The following is a 20,097-nucleotide window of genomic DNA, read 5'->3' on the forward strand; positions in this document are numbered from 1 at the left end:
ATGTCTCGTGAGCGGTTCGAGCGATGGGGAGCGCGTGAGCACCGTCACGATTCCGAACCACGACAACGGTCGATACCCCTACAACGGTTCACGCACTCGCCGACACCACACCGCTCGCGCGCCCGTTCGCGACCACCTCGGCGTGCGCCGCTTCGTCAAAGCCTTTTTCGCTCTTCGCCACGACGACGGTCGCCACCGCGTTGCCGATCAGGTTCGTGATGGCGCGCGCCTCGCTCATGAACCGGTCGACGCCGAGGAGCAAGGCAAGGCCCTCGACCGGCACTACGCGAAGCGCGGAAAGCGTGCTCGCCAGGACGATGAAGCCCGACCCCGTGACGCCCGCGGCGCCCTTGGACGTGATCATGAGGACGCCGAGCACCGAGAGCTGCTGCCCGACGCTCAGGTCGACGCCGTACGCCTGGGCGATGAACAGCGTGGCCATCGAGAGGTAGATCGAGGTTCCGTCGAGGTTGAAGGAGTACCCCGCCGGGATGACGAGCCCCACGACCGGCTTGGCGCAGCCGAATTTCTCCATCTTGTCGAGCATGCGCGGCAGCGCCGCCTCGCTGGAGGACGTACCGAGCACGATCACGATCTCCTCCTTGATGAACACGAGGAGGCGCCAGAGCGAAAACCCGTAGGCGCGCGCGATGAGGTTGAGCACGACGAAGACGAAGAGTCCCATGGTGAGATACACGGTCCCCATGAGCCGTCCCAGCGCCGCGAGCGACGCCAGGCCGAAGTTGCCGACCGTGTACGCCATCGCGCCAAAGGCGCCAAGCGGGGCCACGACCATCACGATGCCCACGATGCGAAAGAACACCGTCATCAGGCGATCGATCACGCGCGTGACGGGTCGGGCCGCGCGTCCGAGTGAGGCGAGTGCCACGCCGAAGATCACGGAAAAGAAGACGACTTGCAGGATCTCGCCCTGGGCAAATGCGCCGACCACGCTCGTCGGCACGATGTGCGTGAGGAAGTCGATCCAGTTCATCTCCTGCCCCTGCTGCGCATACCGCGTGACGTCGCCGGTGGCGAGCCGCGCCGCATCGATCCCCGCACCGGGCTTCACGAGGTTCATCACGATCACGCCGATGCCGAGGGCAAACGTGGTAACAACCTCGAAGTAGACGAATGCCTTGAGGCCCACACGACCCACCTTCTTGAGGTCGCTCGTTTGCGCGATGCCCAGCACGATGGTCAGGAAGATCACCGGCGCGATGACCATGCGGACCAGGTTCACGAAGGTGTCGCCCAACGGGCGCATTGCCTTCCCGACCGACGGCCAGATCATCCCCGCGAGGATGCCGAGCGCGATGGCCACGAGCACACGCACCGTAAGGTTGCGCCCGAGGCGCGCGATCACGCTCGGGGCGACCGGCCGCGCGGTGGGCGGCAGTTCGGGGTCACCGTGCGTGGGCGCCGCGATGTCGTCGCGGGTCTCGTGCTGGTCGTGGTCGGCCATGGCGTGACGAGAGTCGGAGCGGTGCTCAACGACGCGTCGCGCACCTGCGCGCCCCGGTGCCGGGCGCGGCCGCACGATCCTACCCTGCGCGAAGGTCGGCAGGAAGGGCGTGCCCACTGTCAGGCGCTGGGCCAGTACCAGCAGAACACCGCCGCCGTCTGGAGCGCATTCACCCAACCGTCAAAGGTGCCCTTCACCCTCGCTGCCCCGCGCCGGAATCCGCGGCAACACCGGGCGCCTAGGCTTCCCGGTACTTGGGGTTGGGCCTGAGCTCTCCGTCGACCAGGATCTCACGGTCCCACGGCAGCACGATGGTGCTTTCCGTGGCCAAGGCGTGAAAATCGGTTTCGAACGGTCCCGTCCTGAACGAGACGGCCGTGCGCACCTCACTCGCCCCGGCGTTCACGATCGCGGCGATCGCCAGGCGCATGGTGTCCCCGGTGTCACAGGTCTCGTCGACGATGAGCACGCGCTTTCCACGCACTTCATGTGGCGCGGCGCCAAGCACGGTTGGAGTCTCGCGAACCCGCATGTCGTCACGACGCGTCACGAGAATCGACCGGAACTCGCGATCCAGGATTGCCGCCACGACGGCGGCCGGAATCACGCCGGCGGTCGCCACGCCGACGACGATTTCGGGGTCGTACGCACGCGCGACCTTGAGCGCGAGGGCCCGCGACAGCTCTCCGAACAGCGGCCACTCGACATCGAATCGACCCTTCTGCGGGTCCACTTCATAGCGGCGGGGCACGGGAGCCTCGGAGGCGAATGTGGGTGGAAGGTAGGCGGCAACACGGGCCCGGTGCAGCCCCGGGAACGGAGCCGAATTGCCTCGGCAACGCGGAATTGCCCGCGATGACGTAAGTCGATAGCTTAGCGCGAAATACGGCGCTTCTTCCCGGGCGACGTGTGCCGTGTCACACTCCGCCCCCCGACCCCCCCGTCGCCCGACGCGTACTGATGTCCTGGTGGAGCCGCCTGATCGGCGGCAGATCCGACGACGAACTCAAGCCCCAGCGCCTCGACTACCTGTCGGAGGCGCTCGTGCTGGAGAAGCAGGGAGACTACGACGCCGCCCTCACGTCGTACCGCCTCGCGCTGCGCGACAAACCCGACGACCATCGGGTGCTCATGAACATGGCCATCGCCTACTCTCGCCTGGGTCGCCTGGGCGAAGCCGAGCGATGCTACCGGCGCGTGCTCGAGGTCAAGCCGGCGCACGCGGGCGCCCACTACGGACTCGGCTTTCTGCTCATCAAACGCGGCGAACGCGGCGGCGCGGAACAGCACCTCGAAGCGTTCCTCAACGCGCCGGGCAAGAGCGCCATGGAAGCCAACGTGGAGCACGCGCGACAGGCGCTGGCCGACCTGCGGACGCCGCACGCCGACGCCGGCGATCCCTCGACCGAGCACGAGGGCTGACGTGGGGCGTGTCCTCGCGGTCGTCAGCCAGAAAGGAGGAGTCGGCAAGACCACCACGTCGGTGAATCTCGCGGCCGCGTTTGCCCGTCGCGGCCTCAAGACGCTGATCGTCGACATGGATCCGCAGGGCGCCGTCCGCTACGGCGTCGGGTTGCGACGTGGCCACCCGACGTACGGATTCGCCGACTACCTCAACGGCCAGCGCTCGTTGCGCGAGATCATCCTGCCCACGGCCCTGCCCTGGCTGCGGGTGATTCTCGCGGGCTCGGTGAGCGACGCGTCGGATCACACGTTCTACCAGCAACTCGTCGCCGAAACGAGTGTGGTGCGCGACCTCGTCGCGATCGCGCAGGAACGCTGCGACGTCGTCGTGATCGACACGCCGCCCGGGCTCGGCCCGATCGTGCATCGGGTGCTCGAGTGCAGCCAGCACGTGATCGTGCCGCTGCAGTGCGAGCCGCTGGCCCTCCAGACAACCCCGCAGATTCTCCGGGGTATCCAGGATGTCGTTGACGCCAACAAGGACCTCACCCTGGACGGCATCCTGCTCACCATGTTCGAACCCGGCAACGCCACGTCGGAACGGGTGGCCGCTTACGTGCAGGCCCACCTGCCGCGCAACCTGATCTTCGACGTGCGCATCCCGCGCACCGACGCCGCCCTCGAGGCCTTCGCCGCCGGACAACCCGTCGTGCTGCGCACGCCGGCTGACCCCGCTGCGCAGGCGTACGTGAATCTCGCGACCCTGCTCGCGGAGCGGCTGAAATGACACGCCGCCTGGCACGGCTGCTCGCGTGCGCCGGCGTCGTGACGGGTATCGCCTGCATCGACATCACGGTCGACGGCAGCGCGCTCGGCTCTCTGCAGTTTGTCTCATTGCCATATCCCTCGGTCGACGTCGGTGACACGCTGCGCGACGCCCGAGGCGTGGTGGCTCCGCTGACCGCCAATGTGTTCCGGGCCGACAACACGCCGGACCCCGCCGTCCCCGTCAGCTTCCTGGCGCTCGATACCGGGCTCACGATCCTGGCGACGACGAACACCGTGGTCGGACGCGCGCTCCCCGCCGGGCAACCGAGTCGCAGCGTCAGGGTCATCGCGAGCGCGGCCGGCCTGCAGACACCCGCCCGTACCCTGCTGGTCGTCCCGGCGCCCGACACCCTCGGCCGCGTGGGTACGCGTACGCAGGACACCATCGCTTTCAGTCTGCCCGCGGCGGCAACCGACACGTCGCGTTCCCTCACCATGCAGCTCGGCGTGAAGAACGGCGCCACCGTGGTCGGCGTCCCGGGCTACATCGTGCGCTACACGCTCCGAAAGGGCAGCAACGTCCTCCCGGCGAGCGACACGACGCAGGCCTTCTTCTTCGTCGATCAGTCCGGGCGGCTCACGAAGGTGGACACGAGCGACAACTCGGGGTTCGTGTCACGCAACCTGCGCTTCCGCATCCGGCAGGGACAGGCGCAGCGGGACACGGTCGAAGTCCTTGCGGAAGCGCGGCGCGGAGGCAGAATGGCACGAGATACCATCCGCTGGACGGTGGTGATCATTCCGAAGTAGCGGACCTCCCGCTTCCGGCTCGTCGTCGCCAAGCCCCACGTCCCCATGTACGCTCGCGGCCCCGAACGACGCTCGGCCCCCGGCACCCTCATCGACGTGTTCTTCGAGGCGGTCCGGACCTTCGACAAACCCGACGCCCTCCGGTTCCGGCGCGACGGCACGTGGCACGACATCTCGCACGCCGAACTGTACGACCGGGTGCGCCTGACGCGGCTGGGCCTCGAGCAGCTGGGAGTACGACGCGGTGATCGCGTGGCGATCCTGTCCGAGAACCGGCCTGAGTGGGCCATCGCTGACTGGGCGTGCCTGATGGCAGGCGTGATCGACGTTCCCATCTACCCCACGCTGCCCGCCGAGCAGCTGCCCTACCTGCTCAACGATTCGGGCGCGGTCGCCATCTTCGTCTCCAGCGCCGTGCAGGCTGAGAAGGTCGCATCGATCCGGGCACAGGCGAGCGCGCTCAGGCATGTCATCGCGCTCGACGACGGCGCACGGTCCTTCGCCGACACGACCCTCTCGGAACTCGTCGCGAAAGGCCACGAGGCCGATTTCACCGGTCAGCATGTGGCGCACGAGTCCACCGCGCGACAGGCGAAGCCGAGCGACATCGCGACGATCATCTACACCTCGGGCACCACGGGCTCGCCCAAAGGCGTGATGCTCACACACGACAACTTCTTCTCGAACATCCAGGCCAACTGCGGGATCATCGAGATGAAGGGCGAGGACGTGGCGCTGTCGTTCCTTCCGCTGTCGCACATCTTCGAGCGCACCGGCGACTACTGGTTCTTCACGACGGGGACGACGATCGCGTATGTCGAGTCCTTCGACCTGGTTCCGGTCGCAATGGCCGAAGTGCGCCCGACGATCGCGATGTCGGTGCCGCGCCTCTATGAGAAGATGTACGCCCGCGTGCTGGAGAATGCGCTCGCCGGCGGCGCCCTCAAGCGCACGATCTTCTTCTGGGCCCGCAAGGTTGCCGAGCAGTACGCCGACACACGTCTCGCGGGTCGCCAACCATCGGGATGGCTGGCGATGCGCTACGCGATCGCGCAGAAGCTCGTGTTCTCCAAGCTGCAGCAGCGCACGGGTGGTCGGCTGCGCTACTTCATTTCCGGTGGCGCCCCGCTCGCCCCCGAGATCAACCGGTTCTTCTATGCGGCGGGCCTCACGATCCTCGAGGGCTATGGGCTGACCGAGACGTCACCGGTGATCAGCGTCAACACGCCTCAGAACTTCCGCATCGGCACCGTGGGCAAGCCGGTCGAAGGTGTCGAGGTGCAGATCGCCGCGGACGGCGAGATCCTGACCCGAGGCCCACACGTGATGCAGGGCTACTTCAACAAGCCTGACGCCACGCGCGAGGTGATCGACAGCGAAGGATGGTTCCATACCGGCGACATCGGCGTGATCGAAGGCGACTTCCTCCGCATTACTGACCGCAAGAAGGATCTGATCGTCACGGCGGGTGGAAAGAACATCGCACCGCAACCGATCGAGAACATGGTCAAGACCAACAAGTACGTGAGTCAGGCGGTGATGCTCGGTGATCGACGCAAGTTTCCGGTGCTGCTGGTCGTCCCGAACTTCGAGCAGTTGGAGAAGTGGGCAAAGCTTCGGCAACTCATCTGGACCGACCGCGCGCAGCTCCTGCAGATGCCGACCGTGAATGCGAAGATGGACAAGGAGGTCCGCAGCACGCTGGTGGGTCTCGCACACTTCGAGACGCCGGCAAAGATCGCGCTCCTGGAGCACGACTTCTCCGTGGAGTCTGGCGAGCTCACCCCAACGCTCAAGGTGAAGCGTCGCGTCATCGATCAGCGGTACAAGACCACGATCGACGCCTTGTACGCCGGCTGAGCCCCTCGCACGCTGCGCATGCCCACGCCCACGCCCCCGACCGCCGTGTCCGACTTCTACGCGCCGCGTCGCACCGCCATTGCGGACATCGCGGGACTCGTGGGCATGGGACTGCTCGGGTCGGTGTCGACCATGCTCGTGTGGGACGATCTCGCGGGCGGCTTTCGCACGGGGCGCCTGGAGAAGGCGTTCCTGGTGTTCCTGCTCGTGGTGCTTGGCGCGTCGGCGCTGGGCGGAGTGCTCGGATTGCTGGCGGGTCGGGTAATCGGCCGAGTGTGGGAGCGTCGGCATCGCGCGCGACGCGGCCCCGTACGGGGCGATCGCCCGGACGCCGACGTCTCGCCCACTGACGCCGTCCGCCCGGCGCCCTCCGAGGCGCAGGTGGCCTCGGCACCTGGGATCGAGCTGCGCTCGGTCGGCGCTGATGTCGCTGGAATCATGGCGCTGATGCAGCGAGCTGGCGACGCCGGCCCCACGCGCACCGCCGACGTCCTGCGTCGTTCGGTCGGCATTGGCGCATGGGATGGCCCGCGCCTCGTCGGCATGGCGCGCTTTGTCTCAGACGGCCGCCACGGACTCCTCAGCGATCTCGTGGTGGAGCCGGCCTATCGTCGCCGAGGCATCGGCCGCGCCCTCGTCGAGGCGGCGTGCCGCGAGGCCGGCGGCGCCCTCACCATCGAATCGGTGCCAGAGTCGGCAATCCCCTTCGTCCACGCCATCGGAGCCACGCCCGGGGGCTGGACACTCGGCGCGGCTCAGCGCGCGCCCTGACGCAACGCGCTGATCGCAGCCTGCACCACCGCATCCTGGAACGAAAAGGTGCTGTCGGCATTGCCGGTGAATGTGCGCGCCCAGACCGTGGAGTCGTTGGCGATGCGGACGAGCCGAACCGTCGCTCTCAATTCCCGTCGCTGCCGCTGCACCGTGCCCTCCATGAGGTAGGCGACGCCGAGCACGCGGCCGAGCGCCGCGGGCCCGCGCACGCTGTCCGGGACGGCCAGGACGGCGGCATGCGACGCGACCCTCGCACCCGGCAGCGCGGCGGCCGCCGATGCCAGTTCGGCGCCTAACGCCGTGGCCACGCCGCGGGCCTCCGCGTCTCCACCGACCGCCTCCAGGGGCAACACGGCCAGCGAGACCGGCAGCACAGCCGCACCAGCGGTTGGCTGCGCCGCCCGCGGCGGGGACTCGGACCGCGCCACCAGGCGCGATCGCACCAGCGCACCGGCGAGCACTACGCTCCCCAGGATGCCCAGCAGTATCGCCGCGTTCCGCCACTGCATGCGCGATGACGACGGCGGGGCCGCAAACACACCGCTGATCATCTCCGGGTCCTCCAGGGCGCGCAGCAGGCCGGCCGCGGTGTCCGGGCGACGTGCCGGCTCCTTGGAGAGGCAGAGCATGATCAGGTCGGTGAGCGCCCGGGGGATGTCGTACCGCCGGGCGCTCAGGGCGGTTGGGGCCTCCGTCATCTGCGCCGCGAGCAAGGCCTGCGGCGACCTGCCGTGGAACGGCGGCGCCCCGGCGAGCATCTCGTACCCGAGGATGCCTAACGCGTAGATATCCGCCCGATGGTCCACGTTGGGATCAGCCGCGGCCTGTTCGGGTGCCATGTACGCCGGCGTGCCGAGTGACATCCCGACCCCCGTCATGCGACCGCCGGGCGCGGGATCGCCGCCGTGGCGCGACGTCATGATTGCCTTCGCCACGCCGAAGTCGGTCACCACCGCCACGCCGGCCCCGGCCGACAGGAGCACGTTATCGGGCTTGATATCCCGGTGGATCACGCCGCGGCCGTGCGCGAACGAGAGCGCTCGACACACGTCCCTGAGGATGTTCACCGTTTCGCGCACCGAGAGTGGGCCGCGACGGACACGCATACGCACCGACTCGCCGTCGATGTATGGCATCACGAAGTAGGGCAGCCCGTTCACCTTCCCCGAACTCAGGACCGGCACAATGTTCGGATGCTGCAGCGCCGCCGACATGAGGATCTCGCGCTCGAAGCGCTCCGCCGAGATCGCCTGCGTCACGCTCGCCGGCAGCAGCTTGATCACGACACGACGATGGTGGCGCGTGTCCTGGGCAAGGAGAACCTGCGACATGCCACCACCACTGAGTTCGCGCTCGATGGTGTATTCGTCGCCGAACTGCGCCTGAAGCTGCGCCTTGAAATCTGACACGCGACTCCGGGTGGGTGGACCGGCTTCAAGCAAACGCGAACGGCCCGCTCGGCGCCAGCCTCAGAACGAGAAACCCGCAGCGGCGTAGAGTCCCGTGCGTTCGCGCCCGCGCACAACGCTCAGACTCACCGTATTCGAGCGCATGAGGGGGGCGAACCAGATCCCGCCACCAACCGCCGTGTGCCAGCGGTCCGACGTCTCTCCGTCAGCGTACACACGGCCGGCATCGCCAAGCACCATGATGCCGACGTCGGCCGGCGCCACGATGCGAACCTTCGCTGCCCACGCCCGAACCTCCGCACTCCCGTACAGGGACGAGCGGCCGGCAAAGCGCTGCTGGTCCCAGCCGCGCAGCGTGCCAACGCCGCCAATCGTCGATGCCTCGTGGAACGGAAATCGGCCCCACACGTGTCGGCCACCAGCGCGCAACGCGAGGACCGGCGCGCGCGGCCCCCCGGGCGTCACGTACGTCGACACGTTCGCCGTCCCCTCGGCAAAGCTCTCGTCAACATTCCACACCGACGGATACACCGTGCCACCGAACGCGAGCCTCACGCCGCGCGTCGGCGCGACCGGTGAGTCACGGCGGTCGATCACGAGCCCGGCTCCCGCACCGACCTGACCGTACGCGCCAGAACCATACGGCTTCGTCACGCCGATCACGGTCCGTGCGCCTTCGCGCGTCGACGTGAACTGACCCACGCCCCGGAGCTCCAGCGCCACCCCCCGCGCGACCGGGCGCATCCACGTGGGCTCGACGCGGAACAGGTTCTGGAACACCCGATAGAATCGCGTCGCGCTGTCGGACGACGTCTCGTTGCCGAGCCCGTGAAAGCGGATCAGCTCGATCCCCGATCCGATCACGCGCAGCCCGACGACATCCTTGCTGTTCGCCCGGGGAACCGTGACATCCCACCGGACCCGCGGGCGCAGCTCCGAGAACGAGAAGTCCGCGCGCAGCACCGACCGTGAACGAAAGGGGTCGTGCCGGAACCCATAGGAGAATCGCGTGCGGGTGAGGCTGGCCACGATCCCCGTGCCCGGCGACGCGCTCAGCCCCCGCGTCGTGAAACTCCAGCTTCCCCAGTCGCGCACCTGACGCTCGGCACGATCGGTCGCGGGTGGGACGTAAGCTCGCGCATCGATGGCATGCACCGCGCCCAGCACCACGTTGCTTCCCTGGGCGTCGTACACGCTGAGTGCCGCGTCGCCGCCTGGGATACTGTCCAGCACCGCATCATCTCCCGCACCGCCAATGATGCGCAGCCTGACGCCTCGTGATCGTTCCCCGCGAATCCGCACACAATCGTTACCGCCCAGCAGGACGAGCCGTACCTCGCGCGTCTCACCGGGAAGGAACCGTCGCTCGAACCACGGCGCCGCGGCGCGTCCGGATGAATCGATCGACGCCACGGAGACGAGCATCGTCCCGCCAGGGCCGCGCACCACGTCCACAAGGTCGTCGTCGTCCGTGGCCTCGACGTTCACCTCGCGCGCCAGGATGCCATACAGCTCCCGCGCCGCCTGCGGCAACGACTCGCGTCGCTCGGCGAGCGCCTCGTACAGCCGCGTCCCGTCGATCCCGACCCAGGGCGCCGGCATCGTGGAAATCGAAGCGGTGAGCACGGAATCCGTGAGCTGGCGCTGCATCGCCAGCGCGACCGAGTCCCACACCGCACGATCCAGCGGCGGCAGCAGCCGCCGGTCGATCTCCCGTGCGTTCCAGTTGAGCCACACCATCGACGGGTACCTCGCATCGAAGGTGATCATCTGCGGCACGAATCCGCGGATCACCCAGGGACCGAGCCCCTCGAAGCGGGCGAACGGCATGTCGCGATCCCGGGGGATGGGCTCCCACAACGCACCACGTCGCTTCGAGAATCGCCCCCAGCGCCATTGGTCGCGGTGCCGGTCCCGATCGCCGACAAGGACGTCGAAGAGCCGCGCGGAAAGATACGCGCGCGTGTCCACCTGATTGACGCTGCTGCGGCGCAACCGCTCGAACAGGCGCTCGGAGCTGATGACATCGGTCGCCCCGAGCGCCTCGGGCGTCGCGTCGAAATCGCGGGCCGGTCGCTCTTCGAACGTGCCAAGCACATTGGAGAACTCGGCGCGGAACTCTCCGAGCAGCGAATCGTCAGGCATCACCGCGAGCTGTGGACGAGGGTGCCGGATGCCCGTCGCGTCCAGGAGGCTCGCGACGATGACGGCCGCCGCCGGATGGTAGCCCGCGACCTGATCCTGGGCGATGTCCCGCACGAGCGTCTCACGCAGCTCTTCGGGAAGTCCCTTGGTGAAGTCCTTCTCCGACGGCCGAAACACGTACTCCCGCCCGTCGGCACCGTTGAACCTCAGCGAGTTGGTCTGCATGCTCCCGCCGCGCTGCGTTGGTGTAAGCCCGCCCGCGGCGCGTCGGAGATCCAGGCGCGGCACCGTGATCGGCGTGGTCCAGAGTGCACGATAGTCGTCGCCAAGGATCGCTCGATGCAGCCAGCCCGCCTCATACTTCGCCCCTGCGGTCACTCGCACGTGGCCCGCCGCGGCGGACGAATCGGACTGCGCGGGAAGCACGGTGGCGCTCACCACGATCATGCCGATCACACCGAGCGAGCGGCCCCGCGCGCCCGATTGCCTAACGGGCACGGCGGTACGTGGTCAGCGTCGCACGACTCCCCGATCCCTCGTCGGCGATGACGAGGAGGGAGTCGCCCAGAAAGGCAATACCTTCCGGCTGCCGATGAAGCTTTCGGGAAAGCGCCACGCCACCCACCACGTCACCGCGTGGATCGATCTCGAGCAGCGCACGCTCGGGCCCCGCGACCAGGACGTAGTTCCCGGTCACCGGATCGACCTCGATGCCCGACGGGCGAAATCCTCTGGTGCCGGTACGGGCAATCGCGGCGCCGAGCGGCACGGAGATCGGAGGGCTGGCCTGCGCTGTTCGCACCAGGGGCCAGCGAAACACGGTCACGCGATCACGCCACGCATCGACCAACGGTGTCTTGCACGGCACGAGCAGGGCCTGGGCGCGCGCGTCCCAGGCCAGGCCTTCGATTTCGCACTGGGTGCCGATGCCGGTGTCCGTGACCGACGCGGCGACCTCCGACTCGGCCGCGCCTTCACGCGCCTCGTACAGGATGCCGGTACTGGTGATGAGGAACAGGCGCGGGCCGACGAGGGCGATGCCTTCGAGGTCGGCACGCACCGGAGGGCGCCCCAGCGAGAACCAGCGCGCGACACGTCCGGTCAGCCCATCGAGCACCGACACGATCCCGCGCTCGTCGCCATGGGCGAGCAACGAGCCGTTCGCGGTGACCGCAAGCCCGGAAACCTCGACCAGCCCCTTGGGAAGGGTGACCTGCGCCTCGGGACGACCGAAATCGATCGATCGCAGCGCCGACGGCACACGCGTCTGCGGTGCCGTGTCGGCATCGTCGCTGGCAGACACGGCGCGCGCGCGCGACAGGACCACGACGGCCACGACCGCCGCCAACGCGGCCAGGAGCCCGAGTGGCCGGAAACGGTTCACGCGTCCCCCGGGTTGCCGACCTGGACCGCCTGCGACATGAACCGGGCTTGTGCACTTCCGCCGTCCGTGGCCACCCGCGCCCACGTGCCGTCCGCGCCGAGCGACCATGCGGTGGAATCGGCCAGTTCCGCCGACAGAATGCCGTCGAGCCGCTCGCGATGAGTCTTCGATGCCACAGGGACCAGCACCTCCACGCGCCGTCTCAGGTTGCGAGGTCGCAGGTCAGCCGATCCGATGAAGTATTCGGCCTCCCCACCGTTGTCGAATACATAGATACGCGCATGCTCGAGGAAGCGCCCGATGATGCTGGTGACGCGGAGGCGCTCGCCCGGTCGCAGCGTGCAGATCCCGCGCACCACCAGATCGATCGTCACGCCGGCCGCGGCGGCGTCATACAGTGCACGGATGACCTCACGATCGGCAAGCCCGTTCAGTTTCATGCGGATACGCGCCGACCGGCCTGCGCGGGCGTGCCCCGCCTCCCGGTGGATACGGGCGAGGAGCCCTGGCAACAGCGAGTTTGGTGCAACGAGGCAGACACGGAAACTCACGTCCGCCGGGGCAGAACTCCCGGTGAAGGTGTTGAACAGGTCGGTGAGGTCGTCGCACACATCCTCGCGTGCGGTGAGGAGGCCGAGATCGGTGTAGACGCGCGCCGTACCGGCGTTGTAATTGCCCGTGCCCACGTGCGCGTACCGGCGCGTACCGCTTCCCTCGCGCCGCACCACGAGCGCCACCTTGGAGTGGTTCTTGTACCCCGGGAGGCCATGCACCACGTGTACGCCGGCCGCCTGCAGGCGACGCGTCCATCGCACGTTGCGCTCTTCGTCGAACCGCGCCTTGAGCTCGACGAACACGGCGACGTCCTTCCCCGACTCCGCCGCGCGGCGCAGGGCCTCGGCGATCGGCGATCGTTCACCCGTGCGATAGAGCGCAACCTTGATCGCCATCACGTCGGGATCGTCAGCAGCTTCATCGAAGAAGCGGACCACACTGGCCGAGAAGTCATCGTACGGGTGGTGCAGCAGGATGTCGCTTTCCCGGATCGCCGCCCACAACGACGGAGTGCCGGCGACTGGATCGCGCGCTGCAAACGGAGGAAAGCCCAGCGTGGCGATGGGCAGGTCGGTGAGCTGCCGCAGCCCGTCCAGGGCCATCAGGCCCGGGATGTCCACGAGGTCCGCCGTCCCCAGCGCGCCGGGACGCGCGCCCGGCTCGAGCGCGAGTTCGCGCAGCAGCATCTCGCGCACCGCGTAGGGCATCGCGCGTTCCACTTCCACGCGCACGATCGGTCGGTGCCGTCGCTCCCGCGCCTGCTCGTCGATGGCCTGCACCAGGTTGCCCGCACGCTGCTCGTCGAGTTCGAGGTCCGCGTATCGCGTCACGCGGAAGAGCCAGGAGTGTTCGACCCGCCGCCCGGGGTACAGGAGCGCCAGGTGACTCCGCACCACATCTTCGATCGCCACGAACCCCTCGCCGTCAGGCAGCGCGACGAAGCGCGGCAGCGACGGAGGCACGGTCAGCTCCGCCAGGTGCCGACCGTCGGTCGCGTCACGAAGGATGACCGCAAAGCAGAGCGTGCGATCGGCGACGATGGGGAGCGAATGCCCAGGCGTCGCGGTAATCGCGCGCGGCGTGAGCAAGGGGAACACCGACGCACGGAAGTAGCCACGCAGGTGTTCGAGCGCGCGCTCGGATACCGAGGCGACCTGCCGGATCACGACGCCGTGTGGCGCCAGGGCATCGAGCACATCTTCGGCGCACGCGTACTGCGCCTGCACGAGGCCCCGCGCGTCGCGCGCAAGGCGGGCGCGACGCGCCTCGAGTCCGGACCCGTCACTCTCGTCGCTCGCGGTGTCGCCGTCGTACTTGAGCCGGCCCGCGCGCACGGCATAGAACTCGTCGAGGTTCGACGCGACAATCGCGACATACCGCAGTCGCTCCAGGAGCGGCGTTCTCTCGTCTTGCGCGACGGCGAGGACGCGCGTGTTGAAGGCCAGCAAACTCGCGTCCCCATCGAGCAGGGCAAGGGTCTCGCGCGTGGTCGCCTCGGGGCGTCGCACCGGCGGCACGCGGGGCCCCGTGTCGGAGAGCGGCGTCGACACCAGCCGATGCAATACATCGGATCGCGCCAGCGTGGTGAGCGCCGCCAGCGTCGCGGTGTCGGCGATCTCGGGCGTGCCGATCCTCGCAAGCACTTCCTCGACCGGCAGCCAGGCGACCGACCCCGCGCCGACCGACCGCGTCGACTGGTCCACGCGTGTGCACGTCCAGATCTCGAGCGCCTTGAGCCGACCCTCACCCGTGGTGGTTGCGAGCAGATGGAGGTCGCCCACACTCGTACCGAGCGCGCGACGCATCAGATGGCGGCAGGCGTCTTCGCCGCTCCCTTCGGTGATCGGCAGCTTCCATCCGGCACCTTCGCGAAGGACGGCGACCCGCGTGCCGTCGATCGCTACGACCGCCACCCAGCGGCCACTCCCCACGCGCCGGGCGAGTGCCTCGCTTTCGAGGGCGTCGCGGAGTTGCTCGCCACGGTGCCGCCGATCGAGCGTAAGCGACCGCAGCGCGAAGGAATCGCGGAGAGCGCTCCCGACGTCGTCGCGCGTCGGTCTCCCGGCCTTCACGACGTGGAGCGACAGTTCGTGAAAAGCGCGAGCGAGTCCCGACGCTCGCACCGTGATGGTGTCGTAGGCGAGCGCAAATCGGGCCGGGCGCCACCATCCCGCCGCGGTCGCGAGGCGCGTGAGCCGCTCCACCTCCAGTTCGAGCGTTGGCGCGAGCCACGCCGGATTCACGATCGACCGCAGGAGGCGAGCGGGTTCGCTGTCGCCGCCAATACCGGCGCGCTCGTCGCCACCCGGGAGGTCGGCCATCACGTGCCGCAGACTCGCTGCGCCATCGTGCTCGGAGACGATCGTGACCAGGAGCCGATGTCGGCCCTCGGAGTCGTGACGCACGAGGCAAGAAACTCCGCGACCCTGCAGCGAACCATCGTCGCTGTCAAAATACACGTCCCGGTGGAACGCCCGGTGCGTCGCCGTGATGCGGAGGTCGAGCGGCCCCGTTGCCGTCGTCAGGCGTTTGAAGACCTCGACGCTCGGCACGTCCCAGCGGCCATCGTCCCCAACGTCCGGCAGCGGGGGCAGCGTCATCGCAGTTCGACGCCGACCGTCCTCGGCACCGCCTGCAGCGCGTCCAGCAGCTCGCCGCGGCCCTCGCGACGGACGCGCACCCGGTAGGTGAGTGTGGTCGTGCCCTGCTCCGCTGGTGTGATGCCCCGAAGCTCCCAGCGACGCGTCCGCGCTTCCATCACCTCTTCCAGCGCCGATCGTGCCTCGGCGCCGTCCGTCGTGCGGATCCGGAGCGTGGCGTTGAAACGATCTTCGCCGGCCTGCACCTGCTGCTCGGCGGTGATCTGCAGCTGACGGCGCCAGGCCCGTGCCGCGGAGGCGAAGACCTCGTCGCCGGCCTCCGGCGGCACTTTGCGCTCGCGCACCGGCGCCACGCGTGGCAATCGCGCGAGCGTGCGCCATCCCCTGCGCTTGCCCTCAACCGGGCGTCGGGCGAAGTCCAGCCACCACAGGACCGTCACGCACACCGCAAAGATCGACGAGGTGAGAATGCCGATCATCAGCGCACCGAGCGACGCCGAGATGCCGATGCTGACGGCAACAAAGATGTAGACACCGTCCTTCACGTCATCGAGGGAATTCCGGAAACGCAGCACTGCCACGATCCCGGCCAGGCTGAACGCCAGGGCGAGGCTGTTCTGGATCAGCATGACCATGCCGGCGACCGCCACCGGCAGCAGCACGAGGATGTGCACCATCGACTGCGAGAAGCCGCGCCGCCGTCGCGTCAGCGAATACACCCACGCCAGCGGGAGGGCCGTCGCCAGGGCACCGACCAGTACCAGCAGCGTCGTGGTGACCGTATGCTGCAGCCCTCCGAACGCGGGGCCCGCAGTGTCCGCCCGGAGCGCGGCCCCGGACGGCAACGCCGCGAGATCCTGCGGGCGGGCCCCGGCGAGCAACTCGCGCACGGCCGGGTACTGGCGCCACGCGAGGAACCCGATGAGCGTGCCAACCGCATAATAAGCCACGATCGCCAGCAGGCGACGCGCCGCGACCGAAAGGCCTGGGGCGGTCTCGCTCTCGGCTCGACTCATGTCAGGAAACTCCAACGACCAGCAGTCGTCGGCAAGGCCCGGACGAATCAGGAACGCCGGAGCGGGACAGGCGGTGAAACCCGTTCCGCGTCACGCGCGGCGACCCACTGCCGAGCATCCCGCATGAGTTCCGTGACGCCTTCGGGTACGGGCGCGGACACGGGACCCACCAGCCTCCCGCGTGGACGCAACGCCACCACAAGCGCCGACAGCATCACCGCGGTCACGCCCTCGCCAGCGATCGCGCCACGCAGGCAGTCCGGCGCTAGCGGCAACCGTTCCGTCGCATGGACGATCGAATAGCCCGGGCCCGCGGGCCCACCCACCGGGTTCACCAGCAGGAGCGAGACGCCAGCGCTGTCGTCCAGCACTGTGGCCAGCGGCGCCGCATGTCCCTCCAGGACGACCACGCCGCCTGGCTCAACCAGGTCGAGCTGTGCGCGCGCGCGCCACGACTCCGCCTCAGGCGCCTGGAGGGCCCGCGGGAGGGAGGGCATCAGCGCGCGCCCGCCTCCGGTGAAGTCCACACCGCCTTCCGCAATCAGGTACTGCGTACGACAGATCGGACAACCTAACGATCCGGCCACCACGTGGCGCCCGTGAACCTCGGTCACGGCGGCCACGAGCCACGTGGACTCGTGAGGTTCCGGGCAACGGAGAATGTCGACGAGTTCGATGTACACGCGGGCTCGAAGGGATCGGTGAAATGTCGACGACGCGACCGGTGGGCGCCATCGCCCGACCGATGCCGTCGGCGGAAGTCGAACGGAGCGTGACGCCGCAACCGCTGCGCCGGCCCGAAGCACGACCGTCACGACGCCAGGTCGTGATGAACACGATCACCAGGGAACCCGCCGACCCCCTGCGTCGACATCGTCATTTTCGCGAATGGGAGAGTTTGGGTCCGAGGATCGCAGCGACACATGTCACCCGTCGTCAACCCTCGTCAGGCGTGCCCCAGCCTCACCTCGGACACGCTCACGTGCCGCGGGCGTGTGAGCGCCCACAGCACCGCGTCGGCCACGTCCGCCGGACGCAACATGTCGCTCAACGTCGGCAGGCCCTCGCGCCCTTCTCGGGGGATCGCGTCCCACAGGGGCGTATTGACGGGCCCGGGAGAGATGAGCGTGGCACGCACCCCGGTGCCACGGAGTTCGACGCCAAGCACTTCGTGAATGCCTCGCGCTCCGTACTTGGTGGCCGCATACGCACCGTTCTCCGGCAACGCGTCATGGTCCGCGACCGAACCGATCATCACCACGTCGCCGCGGCCACGTGTGCGCATGGCCGGCAGGAACTGGTGCAGGAGGCGGTACGGAGCCAGCAGGTTGACCTGGACCATGTGATCGGCGTCGGTCAGCGAGAGCGAGCCGACCGGCCCGATGGCAAAGGCACCGGCATTGTTCACGAGGATGCCCGGGTCGCCGAGTGCGCCTCGCACCGCGTCAGCGACCCGGGTCACCTCGTCGCCTCGGGCGAGGTCAGCGGCAAAGGCGAGCGCGGATCCGGGCAGCGTGCGCGTGAGCGTCGCCAGTGCCGCGGCGTCGCGCGACACCAGGGCCACGCGCGCGCCCGCCCCGGCGAGCGCGCAGGCGATGGCGGCGCCAATCCCCCGCGAGGCGCCGGTCACGACCGCGACCTCCCCCGCGAGGGCATCCGCCATGTTATCGGTCGTTGGATCCGGCGTGGGCGAGCCGGAGGAACTCGTCGCGCGTCTTGGCGTCGTCGCGGAACGCGCCGAGGAGTGCGGAGGTGATCGTCTTGGAGTTCTGCTTCTCCACCCCGCGCATCATCATGCAGAGGTGGTACGCCTCGATCACCACGCCCACGCCGATCGGCCCGAGGATCGCCTGGATCGCGCTCGCGATTTCGCCCGTGAGGCGCTCCTGCACCTGGAACCGCCGCGCAAACATGTCGACGATGCGCGGCAGCTTGGACAGGCCGACGATGCGACCGTTCGGAATATAGGCGATGTGCGCCTTGCCAAAGAACGGCAGCAGGTGATGCTCGCACATCGAATACAGCTCGATGTCGCGCACCATCACCATGTTCTGGTGGTCCTCGGCAAAGATCCCCTCCCCGACGACGTCTTCGACCCTCATGTGGTAGCCCTGCGTCAGGAACCGCATGGACTCCACCACACGATGCGGCGTGCGCTGCAGGCCCTCGCGTTGCGGCTGCTCACCGAGCAGTTCGAGCTGCCGGCGGACCAGATTCTCGAACTCCAGGCAGGCCGCGCCGGCAAAGGCGCCGGGCTCGTCGTCGGCAGGTGGCTTGATGTGCCAGGGCATGGAAGGCTCAGGTGTCGTCGCGCCCATCATAGTCGACATAGTTGTGTTCCGTCTCCCACAGGCGCAGCCGCGTCAGCCGCGCCGGTCGCACGTGGGGCTCGATCGCCCGCCAGCAGGCGACGACCAGGTTCTCGGACGTGGGGTTGATGCCCCGCAGGAACGGCACGTCCAGGTTGAGGTTCCGGTGGTCGAGCTGGTCGATCACCTCGCGCGACACGACGTCACGCAGCACGCCGAGGTCCATCACGTAGCCGGTCCGGGCGTCGATCGGACCCGTCACCGACACGTCGAGGGTGTAGTTGTGCCCGTGCCAGTTGGGGTTGTTGCATTTTCCGTAGATCCGCGCATTCTCCTCGTCGCTCATCGCGGCACTGTGAATGCGATGGGCAGCGTTGAAGCGCAGGCGACGCGTGATGGTGACGATCGGCACGAGCGACCAACTGGCTTGCGTCGGCTGGAGTTCCCGCGGTCTCCGCGATCCGTATCACCGGCCATCGCGCGATGGTAAGTACGGGCCATCCCACCTCGCGAGGCAGGCCGTCGATGACAAACGGGCCTCGCCGCTCGTCGACGAGGCCCGCCAAGGTCGGAACGAAGAGGTTTTTTTGAAGCCCGAACGATAGGAATAAGACCCGCAACCAGCCTTCCGCCTTCCCCGCACTGGGGCATGACGTCAACCAATCTGTTGGGCCCCTACGCTGAGCTTGTTGGCTCAAAAAAGGGAGTCTCTTCGCCCCTGTTACCTGGCCCCGAATGTACCGGGGCATACAACGCCGGTCAATCTGACTAACATTCAGCCCATGGATCTCGGAATCGTTGCGGCCCTCGTGATGCTCGCCGTCTGGGCCTTCGCCACATTCACGACTACCGCCCCCGGTTGGATACATCTTCTCCTCAGCGTTGGCGTGTTCCTGCTCATCTACCGGATCGTGGTGCTCGGAACCGCGCGATCCGCCAGGGACAAGGGGGACCGGTCCGGCGCGCCTCCGGCATGACGCCCCCTTGCCTCACGAGTGCGAGCACGGGACTTGCGCATTGTGGTGTCGATCCGGTGTATTTGGCCACATCCGCGTCGTGAGGTAGGTCGTAGGAGACATGGCACTGCACCTGAGTTTTCGGGCCGAGCTGGCGAACCAGGTCTTGCTTCGCCTCAAGCGATTCGATGAGGCCGCCTGGTGCGACGCCGAACGCCTCGCCGAGGCGCGGCGCGAGTACTTCGACCTCGCCTACACCCTCGCCCACGACGCCGTCAACCTCCTCATCGAGGAGTTCGGGCCCGACCTCCGGCTCGTGCTGGATGCCAGACTCGGCGACGCAGACGCCTTGTTCAGCACGCTCCCCACCGAAGAGTCGCTCGAGACGCCGGCGCCACGCTGGCGTGTCGCCCGCGCCACGGTGCTCGCGGTGTACCTCCGCGACTCCCGCGGGTTCAACCTCGGCGCGTTCCAGGCCCTGTTCGCGCCCGTCGCTGCCCGCATAGACCTCGGGGAGCTCGAACGCACCGCGCTCGCGTCCCTCGGAGAGGAAACCGGCGACTTCCAGGTGGTCAAGCGCTACGAGCCCCCCGCGATCATTCCGCAGCCCGACGCAAAGAAACGCGCCTGAGCTGACCAGCC

At 68.3% G+C, this 20,097-nt stretch carries 18 protein-coding genes; 7 read left to right on the top strand and 11 right to left on the bottom strand.

Annotation, left to right across the window (positions count from 1 at the left end; translation table 11 throughout):
- Nucleotides 1-88: 88 nt before the first annotated feature.
- Nucleotides 89-1,465, bottom strand: coding sequence for a dicarboxylate/amino acid:cation symporter (locus tag IT361_14685; protein MCC6318922.1), 1,377 nt, complete (start codon nucleotides 1,463-1,465; stop codon nucleotides 89-91).
- A 238-nt stretch (nucleotides 1,466-1,703) separates the two neighbouring features.
- On the bottom strand, nucleotides 1,704-2,216 hold the full coding sequence (locus IT361_14690; protein MCC6318923.1) for a phosphoribosyltransferase domain-containing protein: 513 nt from the start codon (nucleotides 2,214-2,216) through the stop codon (nucleotides 1,704-1,706).
- A gap of 209 nt (nucleotides 2,217-2,425) precedes the next feature.
- Between IT361_14690 and IT361_14695 the strand changes: the two genes are divergently transcribed.
- From IT361_14695 to IT361_14715, 5 genes are read left to right on the top strand one after another with little or no spacing between them, the layout of a single operon-like run.
- Nucleotides 2,426-2,887: a tetratricopeptide repeat protein gene (locus IT361_14695; protein ID MCC6318924.1), complete on the top strand. Its 462-nt coding sequence runs from the start codon at nucleotides 2,426-2,428 to the stop codon at nucleotides 2,885-2,887.
- A gap of 1 nt (nucleotide 2,888) precedes the next feature.
- Nucleotides 2,889-3,656 carry a ParA family protein gene (locus tag IT361_14700; protein ID MCC6318925.1) on the top strand — a complete coding sequence of 256 codons (768 nt, stop codon included), beginning with the start codon at nucleotides 2,889-2,891 and terminating at the stop codon, nucleotides 3,654-3,656.
- Entirely contained in the window at nucleotides 3,653-4,447 is a 795-nt protein-coding gene (locus IT361_14705) for a hypothetical protein (GenBank protein ID MCC6318926.1), read from the top strand. Before IT361_14700 ends, IT361_14705 begins: the two co-directional genes overlap by 4 nt.
- 45 nt (nucleotides 4,448-4,492) lie before the next feature.
- Complete coding sequence (locus IT361_14710; protein MCC6318927.1) at nucleotides 4,493-6,307, top strand: long-chain fatty acid--CoA ligase; 1,815 nt, start codon at nucleotides 4,493-4,495, stop codon at nucleotides 6,305-6,307.
- Between the two features lie 18 nt (nucleotides 6,308-6,325).
- On the top strand, nucleotides 6,326-7,078 hold the full coding sequence (locus IT361_14715) for a GNAT family N-acetyltransferase (protein ID MCC6318928.1): 753 nt from the start codon (nucleotides 6,326-6,328) through the stop codon (nucleotides 7,076-7,078).
- Here IT361_14715 and IT361_14720 read toward each other — a convergent pair.
- The 9 genes from IT361_14720 to IT361_14760 form a co-directional block, all read right to left on the bottom strand.
- Nucleotides 7,063-8,490: a protein kinase gene (locus IT361_14720; protein MCC6318929.1), complete on the bottom strand. Its 1,428-nt coding sequence runs from the start codon at nucleotides 8,488-8,490 to the stop codon at nucleotides 7,063-7,065. The two genes, IT361_14715 and IT361_14720, sit on opposite strands and share 16 nt — an antisense overlap.
- Nucleotides 8,491-8,550: 60 nt before the next feature.
- A complete protein-coding gene (locus IT361_14725; protein ID MCC6318930.1) occupies nucleotides 8,551-11,133 on the bottom strand; it encodes a BamA/TamA family outer membrane protein in 2,583 nt (860 codons plus the stop codon).
- On the bottom strand, nucleotides 11,123-12,019 hold the full coding sequence (locus IT361_14730; GenBank protein ID MCC6318931.1) for a hypothetical protein: 897 nt from the start codon (nucleotides 12,017-12,019) through the stop codon (nucleotides 11,123-11,125). Before IT361_14730 ends, IT361_14725 begins: the two co-directional genes overlap by 11 nt.
- A complete protein-coding gene (gene ppk1 / locus IT361_14735; protein MCC6318932.1) occupies nucleotides 12,016-15,174 on the bottom strand; it encodes a polyphosphate kinase 1 in 3,159 nt (1,052 codons plus the stop codon). The genes IT361_14730 and ppk1 overlap by 4 nt, the downstream gene beginning before the upstream one ends.
- A complete protein-coding gene (locus tag IT361_14740; GenBank protein ID MCC6318933.1) occupies nucleotides 15,171-16,190 on the bottom strand; it encodes a DUF4956 domain-containing protein in 1,020 nt (339 codons plus the stop codon). The genes ppk1 and IT361_14740 overlap by 4 nt, the downstream gene beginning before the upstream one ends.
- 47 nt (nucleotides 16,191-16,237) lie before the next feature.
- The gene (locus IT361_14745; GenBank protein ID MCC6318934.1) at nucleotides 16,238-16,873 is read right to left on the bottom strand and encodes a hypothetical protein; all 636 of its coding nucleotides are present in this window, start codon (nucleotides 16,871-16,873) and stop codon (nucleotides 16,238-16,240) included.
- A 263-nt stretch (nucleotides 16,874-17,136) separates the two neighbouring features.
- Complete coding sequence (locus tag IT361_14750) at nucleotides 17,137-17,853, bottom strand: SDR family oxidoreductase (GenBank protein ID MCC6318935.1); 717 nt, start codon at nucleotides 17,851-17,853, stop codon at nucleotides 17,137-17,139.
- A 1-nt stretch (nucleotide 17,854) separates the two neighbouring features.
- Nucleotides 17,855-18,481, bottom strand: coding sequence for a GTP cyclohydrolase I FolE (folE, locus tag IT361_14755; protein ID MCC6318936.1), 627 nt, complete (start codon nucleotides 18,479-18,481; stop codon nucleotides 17,855-17,857).
- A gap of 7 nt (nucleotides 18,482-18,488) precedes the next feature.
- Nucleotides 18,489-18,911 carry a 6-carboxytetrahydropterin synthase gene (locus tag IT361_14760; protein ID MCC6318937.1) on the bottom strand — a complete coding sequence of 141 codons (423 nt, stop codon included), beginning with the start codon at nucleotides 18,909-18,911 and terminating at the stop codon, nucleotides 18,489-18,491.
- A 370-nt stretch (nucleotides 18,912-19,281) separates the two neighbouring features.
- Between IT361_14760 and IT361_14765 the strand changes: the two genes are divergently transcribed.
- Both IT361_14765 and IT361_14770 read left to right on the top strand, forming a co-directional pair.
- Nucleotides 19,282-19,476, top strand: a complete 195-nt coding sequence (locus IT361_14765) for a hypothetical protein (protein ID MCC6318938.1) — start codon at nucleotides 19,282-19,284, stop codon at nucleotides 19,474-19,476.
- 100 nt (nucleotides 19,477-19,576) lie between these two features.
- Nucleotides 19,577-20,086 (top strand): hypothetical protein, encoded by a 510-nt coding sequence (locus IT361_14770; GenBank protein ID MCC6318939.1) that lies wholly within the window; start codon nucleotides 19,577-19,579, stop codon nucleotides 20,084-20,086.
- Nucleotides 20,087-20,097 lie beyond the last annotated feature (11 nt).

Source organism: Gemmatimonadaceae bacterium (assembly GCA_020846935.1).
Lineage (GTDB): Bacteria > Gemmatimonadota > Gemmatimonadetes > Gemmatimonadales > Gemmatimonadaceae > RBC101.